Raw genomic sequence first — 18,540 nt, 5'->3', positions numbered from 1 at the left:
GAGGCTCATCTGGCCTCGTTTTTCACATCAACAAAAGCTACATCATAAAGCCCGCAAACTCCGCATACATTCAACATAAGCTTGCTGAATCTCACTCTGCTCAACGTGACGACCTTCTTGCACGACGCGCTTGCCAGCTACATACACATCGCGCACCAGATTGTCGTTACCTGCAAAGATCCAGGTATTGAGGACTGCACTACTTGCCAACCCGGCCAGATTAGGATGCTGGTCATCGAGGATCAACATATCAGCGCGATAGCCGCTGGCGAGTTGTCCGACCTGACGGCCACTGGCTTGTGCGCCGCCTTGTAATGCGTGCTGCCACAAGAAATCGCCAACCTGACGTTGCGTAGCAGAGCTGGCGATATTGCGGCCTTGCAAGCGCAGACGCTGGCCGTATTCCAGCCAACGCAATTCTTCGACGGGGCTTTGCGAGACGTGGCTATCACTGCCAATACCAAAACGCCCACCAGCGGCGATGTAATCTGGAAGGTCAAAAAATCCATCACCAAGATTGCCTTCTGTCGTGGTGCAAATGCCGGCGACGGCGCCACTGGCGGCGATGCCTTGTACTTCTGCTTTGGTCAAATGCGTCGCATGCACAAGACACCAGCGCTGATCAACAAGACCCGTTTCCAGCAATAGTTCCACCGGACGCTTGCCAGTCGCGGCAAGGCAAGCATCGACTTCTTTGGTTTGTTCCGCGATATGGATATGCAAAGGTCGCTGTGCTGACAGCGCTGCATAGACTTCGCGGATTTGCGCTATGCTGGCGGCGCGTAAAGAATGTGGAGCGACACCAATTTCGACCTGGGCGCTGCGCTCTGCGTCCAGATTTTCGACCAATCGCAAAATATCATCGACAGAAGTCTTGAAACGACGTTGATCTTCGCGCAACGCTTGCGCATTAAAATCGGCATAGCTGTACAACACAGGCAACATGGTGATGCCAATGCCAGTTTGGGTGGCAGCAGCAATCACACGCTGCGCCATTTCTGCCGGACGTGCATACCAACGACCATCAATGGCTCTGTGTAAATAATGAAATTCACACACCGAGGTATAACCCTGACGCAGACATTCCATATACAGTTGCGCAGCAATCGCTTGTATTTGTTCTGGGGTGATGTGCAACGCATAGCGATACATGAGATCGCGCCAGGTCCAGAAACTATCTTTTGATTCACCTGCCATTTCGGTCATGCCAGCCATGGCACGTTGAAATGCGTGTGAATGCAGATTGGTCATTCCCGGCAAAACAAATTCGGCTTGTGTTTCTCCAGCGTGTACTTGGGCGCCGATTTCAATGTCAGTTAAAGCACCAGCGGCATCCCAATGCAGGCGTACATTTTTTGTCCATCCCTGCGGCAGGTAAGCATTTGCAGCAAATAGGCTTTGCTGGCTCATTTGAACACTCCTTGCCGTACCCAATTCAAACATGTTTGCAACGCTTGTTTAAGCACCGGTTGCACCTGCTGTGCAAGGTCAGGGCGATAGGCGAATGGTGCGGCTTCGTTCATGTACACGCATTGGCTCATTTCTAATTGCACCGCATGAATGTTGCGTTGTGGCTGACCGTAATGACGTGTGATATAGCCACCTTTAAAACGGCCATTAAAAATATGCGTGTAAGCCTGGCTCTCGACGGATTGTGCCAAGGTCTGTTGTAGCGCTTCTTGCAAACCACTGGCGCAGGAATTTTGATCGGCAGTACCGAAGTTCAGGTCTGGTAATTTACCTTCAAAAAAGCGCGGCACCACCGATGCAATCGAGTGAGCATCCCATAAAACGACGTGACCGTGGATGCGCAATAGTCGTTCTAATTCTGCATTTAATTGTTGATGATACGGTCGCCAGTATGTGGTAATGCGGCGTTCTATTTCTGTCTGACCGGGTAAATTTTCAGACGCGTACAGCGGATGTTTGTCGAAAGTGTCTATGGGGCATAAGCCTGTCGTATCTTGCCCTGGATACAGATTCGCATTGTCCGGTGCGCGATTGAGGTCTATGACATAACGTGAATATTCGGCAGCGATCGTTGATGCACCTAGTTCGTCAGCCATGTTATAGAGCAAGGGTAAATGCCAGTCGGTATCGGCTTTGAGCTCAGAAATCGGCAACATCTGCGCCGCAACTTCAGGCGCGATGGTCGTGCCAACATGCGGCATGGAAATCAAAAGTGGCACGCTGCCAGCTTTAAAATGGAAAGAAGGGTTCATAGCAAGTTCTCCGTTTTGGTCTTTTAGTTTTTACTATTGTAGGTTTTATGATTGTAGGTTTTACTCTTGAAGGACGCGGCTGATACGATGCGCTGCCGTCACCGTCATATGGATCAAATCATTGTGGCGGCTCGCTGCACGCTGCGCTGGTGCCATCAAGGACAAAGTGGCGATCACTTGATGTTTGCCAGAAAAAATGGGGGCACTGACACCCCAGACGCCGTCATCAATTTCGTTTTCACTGGTAGCGTAGCCTTGTTGGTGTATGAGTTGCAAGCTTTGTTCTAACGCTGTTCTATCTTGCTGCGCTTGTAAGAAATTTTGATCAAGTAGTTGCAACTGCGTTTGCTCAGGCAGAAATGCGAGCAAAGCTTTGGCCGATGCACCACGTACTGTTGAATTGGCTCGCCCTTTTGCGAACGAGCAGCGCAAAGCTTGCTGGCTTTCTTGCATATCCAGACAGATCACTTGCCCATCCAGATAACAAAGCAGGCCAACGCTTTCACCGGAACGTTCAACCAGTTGCTCAATATCCGCTCGTGCTGCTTGCATGAGCCATGAGTGCTGATCAAAACCGTGTGCTAATTGCACTGCTAACGGCCCCGGCTCATACAAACCACTACGCGCATGCTCTTGCACCCAGCCCCATTTTTTTAAGGCTGTCAGATGGCGATAAATAGTGCTTAGTGGCAATCCCGTTTGCGCCACCAACTCACGCGCGGACATTGCCTGCCCTTGTCTGGCAACACATGCCAACACATGCAATACTCGTTCACTCGTAGCCACTGGTGCTGCTGAACTCAGACTCATAAAAATCAATACCAACAAATGAATTTAGTCTGTCCATGCTAGCACTTCATGGGGAAAGCTCAAGCTTAAATTCTCGCTTGGTGGGAATTTACGAGGGTTTAATGGCGTTTCCTTGAGTTACACCTACCGTCAACCGCTTGCAGAATGGTGAGTATGGGGTAAGGTTGCAGTTTGACACTACGACCGCGCGGGTTACACCCACACTAACAATCCGCTCAAATATTTAGCACTCAGTTTTTTCCGTAGGCGGCATTCTGGCAATTGCGCACCTCTTGCGCGGGAAATTCAGCTTTCAGCGCGTCAAATTTGGCTTTTTCATCAGTATTTAATGCCCGTAATTGATACGAGAATTTATTCGTCGTTACGGTGCGCGGCATGATGCGAGCAGTGTGTACGCCTTTGGTGTTTAATGCTGCGAGGTGCTGCTTTGCCGCTTCTTCGGTTTTAAACACACCCAAAGAAATACCCCAACGCAAAGGGCTTTGATCCTGAATCACGAAAAAGTCGGTGACATTGATGCGACGAAGCTCACTGACTTTTTTATCTGCACCTTCTTTGCTGCCTTGAGAAGGGATGTAGACCATGTGGGTCGCTGAATCGCTGACATTCAACCGTGATTGACGATCACCCAGCGCGAGTACTTTCAGTTTTTCTTCGACTTTTGGCGCATCAGATTGTAAGAAATTGCCGATTTCTATACAGGCGGTAATTTCATTTTTCTTTTCCGTCGCTGTTGCAGCAGACGCAACAGGTGCCAATGCCACGCTGGCTGGAACCTGTACCAGTTGATTCACATGATGTTGTTGCTTGAGTCTTTCCGGTTCATGGGTTTCTAAGGGCCAATTGCCTAGCCAGCCAAAATTGAACGCCAGGATCAAGGCATTAACAACCAACAGAAACCAGAAAAAAAATCGCAACATGATAATAATTAGATGAATTCAGCGTGGGTTTGATTGTGCCACGACAAACAGTCCCGTCAAGACAAGATTAGCGATATGTTCACACTGAAATGACAGATGTGGCAAAAGATAAGGCGCGGCACCGCCAGAAATGAGACAAATCACCGGTTCCGCTTGTTTTTTGTGTAGTGCATGGTAGGCGAGAGTAATGGCACCAGCCTGAGCATGAATGCAACCGCTGACAATCGCCTGATCGGTGTTGTTGGCGAATGGTTGGTCGACTTGTATGCTTTCAGCGACCTGTGGCAATTGCGCTGTGTTTCGCGCTAACGATTCGGCCATGAGTTTAAGACCAGGCAAGATCATGCCACCGGCAAACTCTGATTGTGCGGTCACGGCATCGACGGTCGTCGCCGTACCGCATGTCGCAACAATCACATGTTGAGATGGATATAAATAGGCGGCGGCAATCGCAGAGGCGAAGCGATCACAGCCCAATTGCTGCGGATTTTGATAATTGTTCGTGACGCCAGCACATTGTGCTTGCGATGCGAACCATTCGGGTGTCAGGTCTGGAAACGCATGCGCTAACAAATTCATTAAACGTGTTTTGACTTCTGACCCTGCAACGTTAGAAATCAGAATGCGGGTGACCTTGTGCTGCTGCCATTCTGCGAGTAGTTGATCAGTCTGATCATGCGCAACAGAGGTGATTTTCAGCCAATGTGGTTGCGCGGGCGCTGGCAATTGTTGGGTATCCGGAATACCCCATTTAATGCGGGTATTACCCGCGTCTATCAGTAATAGCATGTCGTCGTTTTTTCGTTTATTCAAGTGGTCGCAAAGAAACATCCCCTGCCACAATACTCACCTGCCCTCTCGTTGTTTGCAATACCAGACAACCAGTGGCATCGACACCAAGCGCAAAGCCTGTTTGCAAGACCTGACCTTGATCAATGATGCGCACCTCTTGATTTGCGTACGCATGGAGCTTATTCCAGCGCGCTAAAAATGCCGAAAATCCTTCACGTTCAAATTGGTCAAATGCGCGTGCCAGCGCGTTCAGCAACGCAGCAGTTAATGCATTTCTATCCATGCGTGCTAACCACGGTGCTTCAGCTATTGGGCGCCCGATTTGTGCTTCAAATGTATCGGACACTTGTAAGTTTAAACCTATGCCAGCAACGATCCAGGTACCACTATCTTTTTTTGCAGCGCTTTCTATTAATATCCCGGCGAGCTTTTTACCGTCGCGTAAGACATCATTTGGCCATTTTAATTGGACTGGCAAATCCAGGCTATGCAGGGTCTCCGCCAATGCAACACCCACTGCCAATGGTAAGCCCATGAGTTGATGCGACGCCTGTGTCATCGGCCAGGCAATAGAAAACATCAGCATGCCGCCAGCCTCGGAACTCCAACTGCGACCAGCGCGGCCACGTCCTGCCGTCTGATGTACGGCAAGGCGAAATACGGGCTTTTGTAGTTCCGTGAGTCGCGCCATCAGATCGCTATTGGTCGAACCCGTTTCTTGTACGACTTCGATATCCAGCAACATGCCGAACGCATCACGCAAGGCGGCTATTTTGCTGGCATCGGGTACTGCATAGGCGTGGAGTGTTTGTTCAGACATGAGGGGTAAGAATTATATTGTGCAACGGTGCCATGATACCTTTATGAGGGCTTTGTGTCGTCACCGTTCTTTGTTTGGCCATCGCTTCTCATCGTCTTGCAGGACGGGTCAAACCCGCCACGCCGTTAGTTCCGCGTGGGTTGCTCCCGCCTACAGAAATAAAAAAAGGCACCGCAGAATGAACTGCGGTGCCTTTTCAGATTACTTCAGAGAAGCTTAAGCTTCGCCTTCAGTGACATCAGATGCTGCAACTTCAGGGGCTGGAGCAAAAATCGCTTTTTCTGCATCCAACATTGCTTGACGCTCATCCGCTTCCCAAGTTTCTTTCAACTTGCGAGCGCGGTGGAATGCCAGACCTGTACCAGCTGGAATCAGACGACCAACAATGACGTTTTCTTTCAAGCCACGCAGACCATCTTTTTTGCCCATGATCGCTGCTTCGGTCAGAACACGTGTGGTTTCCTGGAACGAAGCCGCAGAGATGAACGAGTCAGTCGACAAGGAAGCTTTGGTAATACCCAACAAGATATTTTCATATGTTGCAGGGATACCGTTCGCCGCAGTCACGCGATCGTTTTCACCTAACAGGTCAGAACGTTCAACTTGCTCACCAACGATGTAGTTCGTGTCGCCTGGATTAACCACAACAACGCGACGCAACATCTGACGTACGATCACTTCGATGTGCTTGTCATTGATCTTAACGCCTTGCAAACGGTACACGTCTTGAACTTCATCAACGATGTAACGTGCCAGCGCTTCGATACCCAACAAACGCAGGATGTCTTGTGGATCGGCTGGGCCGTCAACAATCATTTCACCTTTGTTTACCACTTGGCCGTCATGCACCAGAACTTGTTTGTCTTTGGTGATCAGGAACTCGTGTTTCTCGCCGTCCATGTCGGTGATTTCCAGACGTTGCTTACCTTTGGTTTCTTTACCAAACGCAACCGTACCAGTTACCTCAGCCAACATACCTGCATCTTTTGGTGAACGTGCTTCGAACAGTTCAGCAACGCGTGGGAGACCACCGGTAATATCACGTGTTTTTTGTGATTCAGTCGGGATACGCGCCAGTACTTCACCAACGTGAACTTGCTGACCGTCTTTCACGGTAATCAGCGCGCCCACCTGGAAGCCGATCGTTACTGCGTGTTCGGTACCAGAGATCTTGACTTCTTCACCTTGTTCGTTCAACAGCTTAACCTGTGGACGCAGTGTTTTACCTGCTGCGCTACCACGACGTTTCGCATCGATCGCTACCAGTGTTGACAAGCCGGTGACTTCATCTACCTGTTTTGCAACAGTCACGCCTTCTTCGACGTTCTCGAATTTCACAGTACCGGTGTATTCGGTAATGATCGGACGTGTCAATGGATCCCATGTTGCCAATGCTGTACCAGCTTTGATCACCATGCCATCTTTAACGATCAATGTTGCGCCGTAAGGTACTTTATGACGTTCACGCTCACGACCGTGGTCGTCAGTGATCAAGACTTCACCGGAACGGGAAATCACGATCTGATCGCCTTTACCGTTAGTCACATAACGCATTGTCGCTGTGAAACGGATCGTGCCGTTAGATTTTGCTTCAACAGAAGAAGCCACTGCTGCACGAGACGCCGCACCACCGATGTGGAACGTACGCATTGTCAACTGTGTACCTGGTTCACCGATGGACTGCGCAGCGATAACACCAACTGCTTCACCAGCATTCACCATAGAGCCACGCCCCAGATCACGACCGTAGCACATAGCGCACAGACCGTAACGTGTGTCACATGTCAGTGGTGTACGGACTTTCACTTCGTCGATACCCAGACGTTCGATTTCTTCAACAGAAGTTTCGTCGAGCAAGGTGCCTGCTTCGTACAATGTTTCTTGTGTTTCTGGATTAACGATATCGTTCGCAGCAACGCGACCCAGGATCAATTCACGCAAAGGAACGTTGACTTCACCGCCCTCAACGATCGCCTTCATGGAAGAGCCGTTTGCTGTACCGCAATCGTCTTCTACCACAACCAGATCTTGTGTAACGTCAACCAGACGACGTGTCAGGTAACCCGAGTTCGCTGTTTTCAACGCCGTATCTGCCAGACCTTTACGCGCACCGTGAGTGGAAATAAAGTACTGCAGAACGTTCAGACCTTCGCGGAAGTTCGCTGTAATTGGTGTTTCGATAATCGAACCGTCTGGTTTCGCCATCAGACCACGCATACCTGCCAACTGACGAATCTGTGCCGCAGAACCACGCGCACCGGAGTCAGCCATCATGTAAATCGCGTTGAAGGACTCTTGTGTGCCGACAGTACCGTCACGACGTGTTACAGCTTCAACTTTCAGCTGTTCCATCATGGCCTTACCGACTTCATCACCTGTTTTGCCCCAGATATCGACTACTTTATTGTAACGTTCACCCGCAGTTACCAGACCGGAAGCGTATTGCTGTTCGATCTGTTTCACTTCGTGTTCTGCTGTTGCCAACAGAGTGACTTTTTGTGGTGGTACTAACATGTCATCGATACAGATGGAGATACCAGCGCGTGTCGCTAAGCGGAAACCCATTTGCATCAATTGATCAGCAAACACAACCGTTGCGCGCAGACCGCACTTACGGAAGGATGTATCGATCAGTTTAGAAATTTCTTTTTTCTTCAACGCACGGTTCAGTACGGTGAATGGCAAGCCTTTTGGCAGAATTTCTGACAAGATCGCGCGACCAACCGTTGTTTCGTAACGTTTGATTGTTTTAACGAATTCACCAGTGACTGGATCTTTTGGATATTCTGTAATACGCACTGTCACGCGCGTTGCCAGTTCAACTTCTTTGTTGTCCCAGGCACGCAACGCTTCGGATACGTCAGGGAACATCATGCCCTCACCCTTACCATTGATGGCTTCGCGAGAACCGTGGTACAGACCCAAAACGATATCTTGAGAAGGCACGATAGACGGTTCGCCGTTGGACGGGAACAGAATATTGTTGGATGCCAGCATCAATGTGCGTGCTTCCATCTGTGCTTCGATAGACAATGGAACGTGAACCGCCATCTGATCACCGTCGAAGTCGGCATTGAATGCCGCACAAACGAGTGGGTGCAACTGGATCGCTTTACCTTCAATCAATACTGGCTCAAACGCTTGAATACCCAAACGGTGCAATGTAGGTGCACGGTTCAACATGATTGGATGTTCGCGAATGACTTCTTCCAGAATATCCCAAACGACAGGTTCTTGGATTTCAACCAGTTTTTTCGCTGCTTTGATGGTTGTTGCCAGACCCATCAATTCCAGTTTATTGAAAATGAATGGTTTGAACAGTTCCAACGCCATCAATTTTGGCAGACCGCACTGATGCAATTTCAGTTGTGGACCCACCACGATAACGGAACGACCGGAGTAATCAACACGTTTACCCAGCAAGTTTTGACGGAAACGACCGCCTTTACCTTTGATCATCTCAGCTAGAGACTTCAATGGACGCTTGTTCGCGCCTGTCATGGCTTTACCGCGACGACCGTTATCGAGCAAGGAGTCAACCGCTTCTTGCAGCATACGCTTTTCGTTGCGTGTGATGATTTCTGGTGCGCGTAATTCCATCAGGCGCTTCAGACGGTTGTTACGGTTAATCACACGGCGATACAGATCGTTCAGATCGGACGTCGCAAAGCGGCCACCATCCAGCGGTACCAATGGACGCAGTTCTGGCGGCAACACTGGCAACACTTCCATGATCATCCAGTCTGGCTTGATGCCAGAACGTTGGAATGCTTCCAATACTTTCAGACGCTTAGCGTATTTCTTGATCTTGGCTTCAGATTTAGATTCTTTGAGTTCAGTACGCAGAATTTCTGCATCACGATCGATGTCGATAGAACGCAGCAATTCACGGATACCTTCCGCACCCATGAACGCAGTGAATTCATCGCCATGCTCTTCGTATTTAGCAGCGTAGTCATCTTCAGACATGATCTGACATTTTTTCAGCGGCGTCATGCCTGGATCGGTCACAACGTATGCTTCAAAGTACAGAACGCGTTCGATATCGCGCAATGTCATGTCGAGTACCATACCCAAACGGGATGGCAGAGATTTCAAGAACCAGATGTGTGCAGTCGGGGATGCCAGTTCAATGTGGCCCATGCGTTCACGACGCACTTTTGCCAATGTCACTTCAACGCCGCACTTTTCGCAAATGACACCACGGTGTTTCAGGCGTTTGTACTTACCGCACAAGCATTCGTAATCTTTGATCGGGCCAAAAATTTTGGCACAGAACAGACCGTCGCGTTCTGGTTTGAACGTACGGTAGTTGATGGTTTCCGGCTTTTTAACTTCGCCGTAGGACCAGGAACGGATTTTATCCGGTGACGCCAGACCAATTTTGATCGCGTCGAATTGTTCGTTTGGTTGGACTTGCTTGAAAAGATCGAGCAGGGCTTTCATGTATATCACTCCAGTTAAGCGCTTGAAAACGCTTGGTGGCTGAATGGTGCTGCAACAGAAGGTCTTTCGCCTTACCCTGTTCGCATCAACGGGAGAGCCGGGTCTTTCGACGCTGGTTCCGCTGATACCGGGAACGAAAATCCGCTTCCAAACTGCTGGCTAGCTGAATGACCAACGCCCGAAGCGAATTCGGGCGATGGTTTTACTACTAAATACTTGTTACTACTTAAAAAACCTGCCACATCGCTATCAAACGCGTAGCAGGCTTTTTGATTAGTTGCGTTCGAGATCGATGTCGATACCCAAAGAACGAATCTCTTTGACCAACACATTGAACGATTCTGGCATGCCAGCGTCGATCACGTGATCGCCCTTAACGAGGTTTTCGTAGACTTTGGTACGTCCATTTACGTCATCGGACTTGACTGTCAACATCTCTTGCAAGACGTAAGACGCGCCGTATGCTTCCAGTGCCCAAACTTCCATCTCACCGAAACGCTGACCACCGAACTGTGCTTTACCGCCCAATGGTTGTTGAGTAACCAGAGAGTAAGGACCAGTCGAACGGGCATGCATTTTATCATCAACCAGATGATGCAGCTTGAGAACGTGCATGTAACCCAGAGTTACTTTACGTTCAAACGCTTCACCAGTGCGGCCGTCGAACAGTGTTACCTGATTTTTCGATGGCGTCATACCCAGTTGTTGCGCGATATGGTCAGGGAAAGCCAGATCCAGCATGCGGCGGATTTCACTTTCGTGGGCACCGTCAAACACCGGAGTTGCAAACGGAACACCGTTTTTCAGGTTATTCGTCAATTCCAGGATTTCAGCATCGCTCAAACCGTCGATGTCTTCCGTTTTACCAGATTCGTTATAAATCTTTTTCAGGAATTCACGCAATTCTTCAACTTGTGCTTTTGCTTTCAGCATTTCGCCGATACGCAAGCCCAGACCTTTAGCAGCCCAACCCAGATGGACTTCCAGAACCTGACCAACGTTCATCCGTGATGGAACACCCAATGGGTTCAACACGATGTCTGCTGGAGTACCGTCAGCCATGTATGGCATGTCTTCGATAGGAACGATGCGAGAAACCACACCCTTATTACCGTGACGACCCGCCATTTTGTCACCTGGTTGCAAGCGACGTTTAACAGCCAGGTAAACCTTGACCATTTTTTGTACGCCTGGTGGCAACTCATCGCCTTGTGTCAGCTTGGTACGTTTTTCTTCGAAAGCCAGATCAAACTGATGACGTTTCTCGGCGATAGAATCTTTCATCGCTACCAATGCGTTCGCTGCTTCATCTGATGCCAGACGAATGTCGAACCAGTGGTATTTGTCGATGCTCGCCAGATACTCTTTCGTGATCTTGCTGCCTTTTGCCAGTTTAGCTGGACCGCCATCAGCGATCTTGCCATCTAACATACGTTCCAGACGCTCAAACGCATCGCCTTCAACAATACGCAACTGATCGTTCAGATCGAGGCGATAGCGCTTCAATTCATCATCGATAATTTGTTGTGCGCGTTTGTCGCGTTGGATACCTTCGCGAGTAAACACTTGAACGTCAATGACTGTACCAACCATGCCTGAAGGCACGCGCAGGGATGTGTCTTTTACGTCAGATGCTTTTTCACCGAAAATGGCACGCAACAGTTTTTCTTCTGGTGTCAGCTGAGTTTCACCTTTTGGTGTTACTTTACCGACCAGTGTGTCACCAGCGGTCACTTCTGCACCGATATAGACGATACCGGATTCATCCAGACGTGCTAATTGGTTTTCAGCCAGGTTGGAGATATCACGTGTGATCTCTTCCGCGCCCAACTTCGTATCACGAGCAACAACCGACAATTCTTCGATATGAATCGATGTGTAGCGGTCATCAGCAACCACTTTTTCAGAGATCAGGATCGAATCTTCGAAGTTATAGCCGTTCCATGGCATAAACGCGACCAGCATGTTTTGGCCCAGAGCCAGTTCACCCATGTCTGTCGACGCGCCGTCAGCCAATACGTCACCTTTAGCAACTACGTCACCGACTTTAACGATAGGACGTTGGTTGATATTGGTATTTTGGTTTGAACGTGTGTACTTGATCAGGTTGTAGATATCCACACCCACTTCGCCAGCTTGCGCTTCAGCATCGTTGACACGAATAACGATACGGCCCGCATCGATGTAATCTACTTTACCGCCACGCAATGCTTGTACTGTTGTACCGGAGTCAACTGCCACTGTACGTTCGATACCAGTACCGACGAATGCTTTTTCTGGACGCAAGCAAGGAACTGCCTGACGTTGCATGTTGGCACCCATCAACGCACGGTTCGCATCATCGTGTTCCAGGAACGGAATCAAGGATGCCGCAACAGAAACCACCTGACCAGTTGCCACGTCCATGTACTGTACGCGTTCCGGAGAAACCAGAATCGTTTCACCAGCTTGACGAGAAGAAACCAGTTCATCCGTCAATGTACCAACGCCGTCGATGGTCGCATTCGCCTGAGCGATGATGTAGCGACCTTCTTCAATGGCGGACAGATAGTCGATCTGATTAGTGATCTTGCTGTCAACAACTTTGCGGTATGGTGTTTCTAAGAAACCGTATTCGTTCAAACGAGCGTACAACGCCAGCGAGTTGATCAAACCAATGTTTGGTCCCTCTGGAGTTTCGATCGGGCAAACGCGACCGTAGTGCGTTGGATGAACGTCACGTACTTCAAAGCCTGCACGTTCACGTGTCAAACCACCAGGTCCCAGGGCGGAGATACGACGCTTATGCGTGATCTCGGACAATGGGTTAGTCTGATCCATAAACTGAGACAATTGTGAAGAACCGAAGAACTCACGGATGGCAGCAGAAATTGGCTTAGAGTTGATCAGATCGTGTGGCATCAGATTGTCGGCTTCAGCTTGACCCAGACGCTCTTTGACAGCCCGTTCTACACGTACCAGACCAGCACGGAATTGATTCTCAGCCAATTCACCAACGCAACGAACACGACGGTTACCTAAGTGATCGATATCATCGACTTCGCCGCGACCATTGCGCAACTCAACGAGGATCTTAATCACAGCCAACACGTCTTCGTTCGACAATGTCATGGCACCAGTCAATTCATCACGGCCAATACGGCGGTTGAATTTCATACGGCCCACTGCGGACAGGTCGTAACGCTCTTCGCTGTAGAACAAGCCATTGAACAATGCTTCAACGGAATCTTCTGTTGGCGGTTCGCCAGGACGCATCATGCGATAGATCGCCACACGCGCAGCCATCTGGTCAGCAGTATCATCTGCACGCAAAGTCTGGGAGATGTATGCACCTTGATCCAGATCGTTGGTGTACAGAGTTTGGATATCTGTCACATTGGCTTCACGCAGACGGCCTAACAATTCTTCTGTCAGTTCATCATTGGCGTTAGCGATTACTTCGCCAGTGTCGTTGTCGATGATGTTCTTCGCGAGAACACGACCTAACAAGTAGTCTTCTGGTACGGATATGTGTTTGATACCACCAGCTTCGATTTCACGCACGTGCTTAGCGTTGATACGCTTGTCCTTGGCAACGATCAGTTTGCCGGACTTGTCAGCGATGTCGAAACGGGCAACTTCACCGCGCAGACGTTCTGCAACAAATTCCATTTCTGCGCCATCATTGTGCAGGTTGAAATTGTCAAAAACAAAGAAGTTAGCCAGGATCTGTTCGTTGCTCATGCCGATAGCACGCAACAAGATCGTGACTGGCATCTTACGACGGCGGTCAATACGGAAGAATAAGATATCTTTCGGATCGAATTCGAAATCCAGCCATGAACCACGGTAAGGAATGATACGTGCTGAGAACAGCAACTTACCCGAAGAGTGCGTTTTGCCGCGGTCGTGTTCAAAGAACACACCTGGGGAACGGTGTAACTGGGAAACAATCACACGCTCGGTACCGTTAATAACGAAAGAACCCGTGGTCGTCATCAAAGGCAATTCGCCCATGTAGACTTCCTGTTCTTTCATTTCTTTAACGACAGGCTTGGTCGGGGATTCTTTATCCAGGATCACCAGACGTACTTTCGCACGTAAAGGTGACGCATAGGTCAGACCACGCAGTTGACATTCCTTGACGTCAAATGCCGGATCGCCTAAAACGTAAGATAAGAATTCGAGACGAGCGAATCCATTGTGTGAAACGATAGGGAAAATCGAAGTGAAGGCCGACTGCAGACCCTCATTTTTTCGGTTTGCCGGTGTTCTGTCTTCTTGCAAAAAGCTTTGATACGACTCGATTTGAGTCGCCAGCAAGAACGGAACGTTGTGGACGTTGGCGCGCTTCGCAAAAGATTTACGAATACGCTTCTTCTCAGTAAATGAGTAGTGCATGGACACTCCGTGAGTGACAAGGAAGGATGGAGAATTCAGGATTCCTGTCACAAAATTAAATCAACCCTGCGACAAAAAACCTCAAGTCTCAGCCCTCGGTCTTAATAAACAGCAAAACAACCCTGAACGACAAAGAAGCCAAAGAGGAATCTTCTCTTTCGAGAAGATTCCTGACTTTGACTCTGGCAAACCCGAAGGTTTGCCATGTACAGCATTACTTGATTTCTGCTTTCGCGCCAGCTTCTTCCAATTTCTTTTTAGCTGCTTCAGCATCAGCTTTAGAAACTGCTTCTTTAACTGTTTTTGGTGCGCCATCAACTACGTCTTTAGCTTCTTTCAAGCCCAGACCAGTCAATTCACGAACTGCTTTAATTACGCCAACTTTGTTCGCGCCAACTTCAGCCAGAATTACGTTGAATTCTGTTTGTTCTTCAGCAGCAGCAGCACCAGCACCAGCAGCAGCTGGACCAGCGGACATTGCAGCAGCGGAAACGCCAAATTTTTCTTCGAAAGCTTTAACCAGGTCGTTCAAGTCCATTACGGACATCGCGCCTACGGCTTCCAGGATATCATCTTTGCTAATTGCCATTTGAAACTCCAATTAATTAATTACATTGATACGGTATTTGACAGAAAGTTCTTACTCTGCTGCAGCTTCAGTAGCTTCAGCTACTGGTGCTGCAGGAGATTCGGATGCTTTCTTCGCGGAAAGTGCTGCCAGAGCACGTGCCATAGCAGATACAGGAGCCTGCATCATACCCAACACTTGTGCCAACAGTACTTCACGCGCAGGAATGCTTGCCAATGCGACAACGCCAGCTTTATCCAGCGATTTGCCTGCATAGTTACCCGCTTTAACAACCAGTTTGTCATTGCCTTTTGCAAAGTCTTGAACGACTTTAGCAGCAGCAACAGCATCGTCCGAGATCGCATAGATCAACGGGCCGGTCATTTCAGAAGCGAGACTTGCAAATACAGTTCCCTCAACAGCGCGACGTGCGAGTGTGTTTTTCAACACGCGCATGTAAACGCCTTGAGCACGTGCAGAAGCACGCAATTGCGTCAAATGACCGACCTGGATGCCACGATATTCAGCCACGACGATAGTCTGAGCAGTTGCTACTTTTGCAGAGACTTCAGCGACGACGGCTTTTTTGTCATTCAGATTGAGACTCACGGTCAACCTCCATTAATGATACTCAGTCGGCACATCGGAATGATGTACTTCCCTCATATCGTTTCGAACACGGCGTCCGAAGTTAGGAGTTTCACTGGCGAACCAGTATTCACTACAAAACTTGATCGGGTACACCATCTGCGTTGGGCTCTGTCGATTGCTCTCCAGATGTTTAACTTAAACCTTGATTTAAGCCCCACGGTCTTTGACACTCTGGATGTTTATTTCCAAACATCCAGCCCAAAGATGCGCCCCGTACTTTTCAGCACAGGGACTTAATTTTTTACTTAACCCAGGTTAGCGTGATCAACACGTACGCCTGCACCCATCGTAGATGAGATAGAGACTTTACGCAGATACACACCTTTGCTGGATGCTGGTTTAGCTTTGTTCAATGCTTCGATCAGAGCCACCAGGTTAGATTTCAAATCACCATCAGCGAAAGACTTACGACCGATTGTAGTGTGAATGATACCTGCTTTGTCTGTACGATATTGAACTTGACCAGCTTTAGCATTTTTAACTGCTGTTGCTACGTCAGGAGTTACTGTACCAACTTTCGGGTTAGGCATCAGACCACGTGGACCCAAAACTTGACCCAATGTACCAACGATACGCATAGTGTCTGGAGAAGCGATCACAACGTCGAATGGCATATCGCCACCTTTGATGCGTTCAGCCAAATCTTCCATACCAACGATATCTGCACCAGCGGCTTTAGCTTCTTCAGCTTTTGCGCCTTGTGCGAATACCGCTACGCGAACTGTTTTACCTGTACCAGCTGGCAAGACAACTGCGCCACGAACAACTTGGTCAGATTTCTTAGGATCAACACCGAGTTGTACAGAAACGTCGATAGACTCATTGAATTTTGCTGTTGCGCATTCTTTGATCAACGCGATAGCGTTATCAAATGGGTACACTTTCAGACGATCAACTTTAGTTGCGAGCAACTTTGCTTTTTTAGATAACTTAGCCATTACAGACCCTCCACCGTGATGCCCATAGAGCGAGCGGAACCAGCGATAGTACGCACTGCTGCGTCCATATCAGCTGCTGTCAAATCAGCGCGTTTTACAGTCGCGATTTCTTCAGCTTGCGCACGAGTGATCTTACCAACTTTGTCAGTATGTGGCTTAGCAGAACCTTTAGTGATGCCAGCTGCTTTTTTGATCATGTAAGTTGCTGGAGGTGTCTTCATCACGAATGTGAAAGACTTGTCAGCAAATGCGGTGATCACAACAGGAATCGGCATACCTGGTTCCATACCTTGGGTCTGTGCATTAAATGCTTTGCAGAATTCCATGATATTCAAGCCACGTTGACCCAAAGCTGGGCCGATTGGTGGGGATGGATTTGCTTTACCAGCTGGCACTTGCAGCTTGATAAAACCAATAATTTTCTTTGCCATGTTTGGCTCCTTCATTAAATGAGTAGTAGCGCCCAACAACATCATTCAATGTTGCCGGGCTCCTCTGCCTGCTTACTAATTAGTTTTAAAAAGTGCGCTTTAAAACGTCTTTTAACGTACTAATCAACGATATTTTTTACCCGACTCAGACTTTTTCAACCTGAGCAAATTCTAACTCAACTGGTGTTGCACGACCAAAGATCGTTACTGTTACACGTACTTTAGATTTTTCGTAATTCACTTCTTCAACGTTGCCATTGAAATCTGTGAATGGACCTTCTTTAATACGGACAATTTCACCAACTTCATACAATACTTTTGGTCTTGGTTTCTCAACACCGTCTTGCATCTGCTGCAAAATCTTATCAACTTCGTGCTGAGGAATCGGTGATGGCTTATTTGACTTACCACCGATAAATCCCGTTACCTTGCTTGTGTTTTTCACCAAGTGCCATGTATCGTCAGTCATTTCCATTTCAACGAATACATAACTTGGGAACAAACGACGCTCAGTTACTGCCTTACGACCATTACGAACTTCAATTACTTCTTCTGTTGGCACTAAAATACGGCCAAACAAATCTTGCATTTCTGCACGTTCAATACGTTCCAACAAAGCACGGTGGACACTTTTCTCCATGCCAGAATACGCATGCACTGCGTACCATTTTTTAGCACTTTTAGGTACAGACACCTCTGGCGCTGTACCTTGTTCGTTTTCCTGAATGTTATCGCTCATTATTTTTTCCATCCGAGGATTACGTCATACAACAAGAACTCGAGAAACTTATCAGTTCCCCAGAGAAAAATCGCCATGATCAAAACAAAACCAAACACGACCGCTGTGATCTGACCAGCTTCTTTACGTGTAGGCCAAACAACTTTTTTCGTTTCACGAACAGCTTCTTTTGCAAACTCTACAAAATTTCTGCCCATGTCCGACACTGCAACCAAGCCAACAGCAATACCCAAACCGACTACCAGTGCAGCAACCCGAACCCAGGTAGACTGACCAGCGAGAATATAAAAAGCAGCAATTCCAGAAACCAGCGCAGCAACTGCCAATATGACTTTATATTTGTCATTGGAAGTACTTACAGTTTGTACGGAATGATTAGACATACTTAATTTACTTTCGGTGCCTTACGGCCTTGATGGTGGCAGGGGCGGTAGGAATCGAACCTACAACCTTCGGTTTTGGAGACCGACGCTCTGCCAATTGAGCTACACCCCTACTGCTTGTTACCACTTGATCAATATAGCGACCTTGGCAAGTCGCTATATTGCTTTACAACTAAATTATTACTCGATGATCTTAGCAACAACGCCCGCACCAACAGTACGACCGCCTTCACGGATAGCGAAGCGCAAGCCTTCTTCCATCGCGATCGGGTTGATCAATTTTACTGTGATAGATACGTTATCACCTGGCATCACCATTTCTTTGTCTTTTGGCAACTCGATCGAACCAGTTACGTCCGTTGTACGGAAGTAGAACTGTGGACGGTAGTTGTTAAAGAATGGTGTATGACGACCACCTTCATCTTTAGACAATACATAGA

15 protein-coding genes and 1 tRNA gene are annotated in these 18,540 nt (G+C 48.4%); all 16 read right to left on the bottom strand.

Translation table 11 applies throughout. From position 1 onward, the window contains the following. Positions 1 to 42: 42 nt before the first annotated feature. On the bottom strand, positions 43 to 1,410 hold the full coding sequence (locus H8K32_RS17520) for a formimidoylglutamate deiminase (protein WP_186913856.1): 1,368 nt from the start codon (positions 1,408 to 1,410) through the stop codon (positions 43 to 45). Beyond that, a complete protein-coding gene (gene hutG, locus H8K32_RS17515) occupies positions 1,407 to 2,222 on the bottom strand; it encodes an N-formylglutamate deformylase (RefSeq protein ID WP_186913855.1) in 816 nt (271 codons plus the stop codon). Before hutG ends, H8K32_RS17520 begins: the two co-directional genes overlap by 4 nt. Before the next feature lie 60 nt (positions 2,223 to 2,282). Beyond that, positions 2,283 to 3,032: an IclR family transcriptional regulator gene (locus H8K32_RS17510; RefSeq protein ID WP_186913854.1), complete on the bottom strand. Its 750-nt coding sequence runs from the start codon at positions 3,030 to 3,032 to the stop codon at positions 2,283 to 2,285. 230 nt (positions 3,033 to 3,262) lie between these two features. Then, positions 3,263 to 3,952, bottom strand: coding sequence for an SPOR domain-containing protein (locus tag H8K32_RS17505; RefSeq protein WP_186913853.1), 690 nt, complete (start codon positions 3,950 to 3,952; stop codon positions 3,263 to 3,265). 18 nt (positions 3,953 to 3,970) lie between these two features. Continuing rightward, positions 3,971 to 4,765 (bottom strand): type III pantothenate kinase, encoded by a 795-nt coding sequence (locus H8K32_RS17500; protein WP_343068058.1) that lies wholly within the window; start codon positions 4,763 to 4,765, stop codon positions 3,971 to 3,973. Continuing rightward, the gene (locus tag H8K32_RS17495) at positions 4,758 to 5,564 is read right to left on the bottom strand and encodes a biotin--[acetyl-CoA-carboxylase] ligase (protein ID WP_186913852.1); all 807 of its coding nucleotides are present in this window, start codon (positions 5,562 to 5,564) and stop codon (positions 4,758 to 4,760) included. The genes H8K32_RS17500 and H8K32_RS17495 overlap by 8 nt, the downstream gene beginning before the upstream one ends. A gap of 216 nt (positions 5,565 to 5,780) precedes the next feature. Then, a complete protein-coding gene (gene rpoC / locus H8K32_RS17490; protein WP_186913851.1) occupies positions 5,781 to 10,010 on the bottom strand; it encodes a DNA-directed RNA polymerase subunit beta' in 4,230 nt (1,409 codons plus the stop codon). A 273-nt stretch (positions 10,011 to 10,283) separates the two neighbouring features. Further along, positions 10,284 to 14,390, bottom strand: coding sequence for a DNA-directed RNA polymerase subunit beta (gene rpoB / locus H8K32_RS17485; RefSeq protein ID WP_186913850.1), 4,107 nt, complete (start codon positions 14,388 to 14,390; stop codon positions 10,284 to 10,286). A gap of 214 nt (positions 14,391 to 14,604) precedes the next feature. After that, positions 14,605 to 14,979 (bottom strand): 50S ribosomal protein L7/L12, encoded by a 375-nt coding sequence (rplL, locus tag H8K32_RS17480; protein WP_186913849.1) that lies wholly within the window; start codon positions 14,977 to 14,979, stop codon positions 14,605 to 14,607. A 51-nt stretch (positions 14,980 to 15,030) separates the two neighbouring features. Next, a complete protein-coding gene (rplJ, locus tag H8K32_RS17475; protein WP_186913848.1) occupies positions 15,031 to 15,567 on the bottom strand; it encodes a 50S ribosomal protein L10 in 537 nt (178 codons plus the stop codon). 287 nt (positions 15,568 to 15,854) lie between these two features. Beyond that, positions 15,855 to 16,547, bottom strand: coding sequence for a 50S ribosomal protein L1 (rplA, locus tag H8K32_RS17470; protein ID WP_186913847.1), 693 nt, complete (start codon positions 16,545 to 16,547; stop codon positions 15,855 to 15,857). After that, entirely contained in the window at positions 16,547 to 16,978 is a 432-nt protein-coding gene (gene rplK, locus H8K32_RS17465) for a 50S ribosomal protein L11 (RefSeq protein ID WP_186913846.1), read from the bottom strand. Before rplK ends, rplA begins: the two co-directional genes overlap by 1 nt. Before the next feature lie 145 nt (positions 16,979 to 17,123). Further along, on the bottom strand, positions 17,124 to 17,717 hold the full coding sequence (nusG, locus tag H8K32_RS17460; RefSeq protein WP_186913845.1) for a transcription termination/antitermination protein NusG: 594 nt from the start codon (positions 17,715 to 17,717) through the stop codon (positions 17,124 to 17,126). Beyond that, positions 17,717 to 18,100: a preprotein translocase subunit SecE gene (secE, locus tag H8K32_RS17455; RefSeq protein WP_186913844.1), complete on the bottom strand. Its 384-nt coding sequence runs from the start codon at positions 18,098 to 18,100 to the stop codon at positions 17,717 to 17,719. Before secE ends, nusG begins: the two co-directional genes overlap by 1 nt. Positions 18,101 to 18,136: 36 nt before the next feature. Continuing rightward, positions 18,137 to 18,212, bottom strand: a tRNA-Trp gene (locus H8K32_RS17450). A gap of 68 nt (positions 18,213 to 18,280) precedes the next feature. Then, the coding region (locus tag H8K32_RS17445; protein ID WP_456243415.1) for an EF-Tu C-terminal domain-related protein at positions 18,281 to 18,540 on the bottom strand (260 nt) is incomplete at its 5' end.

The organism is Cognatundibacterium jejuense (genome assembly GCF_014284255.1).
Lineage (GTDB): Bacteria > Pseudomonadota > Gammaproteobacteria > Burkholderiales > Burkholderiaceae_D > Undibacterium > Undibacterium jejuense.
Note: the sequence above shows the minus strand (reverse complement) of the source record. Positions and strands in the feature narration are given on the sequence as shown.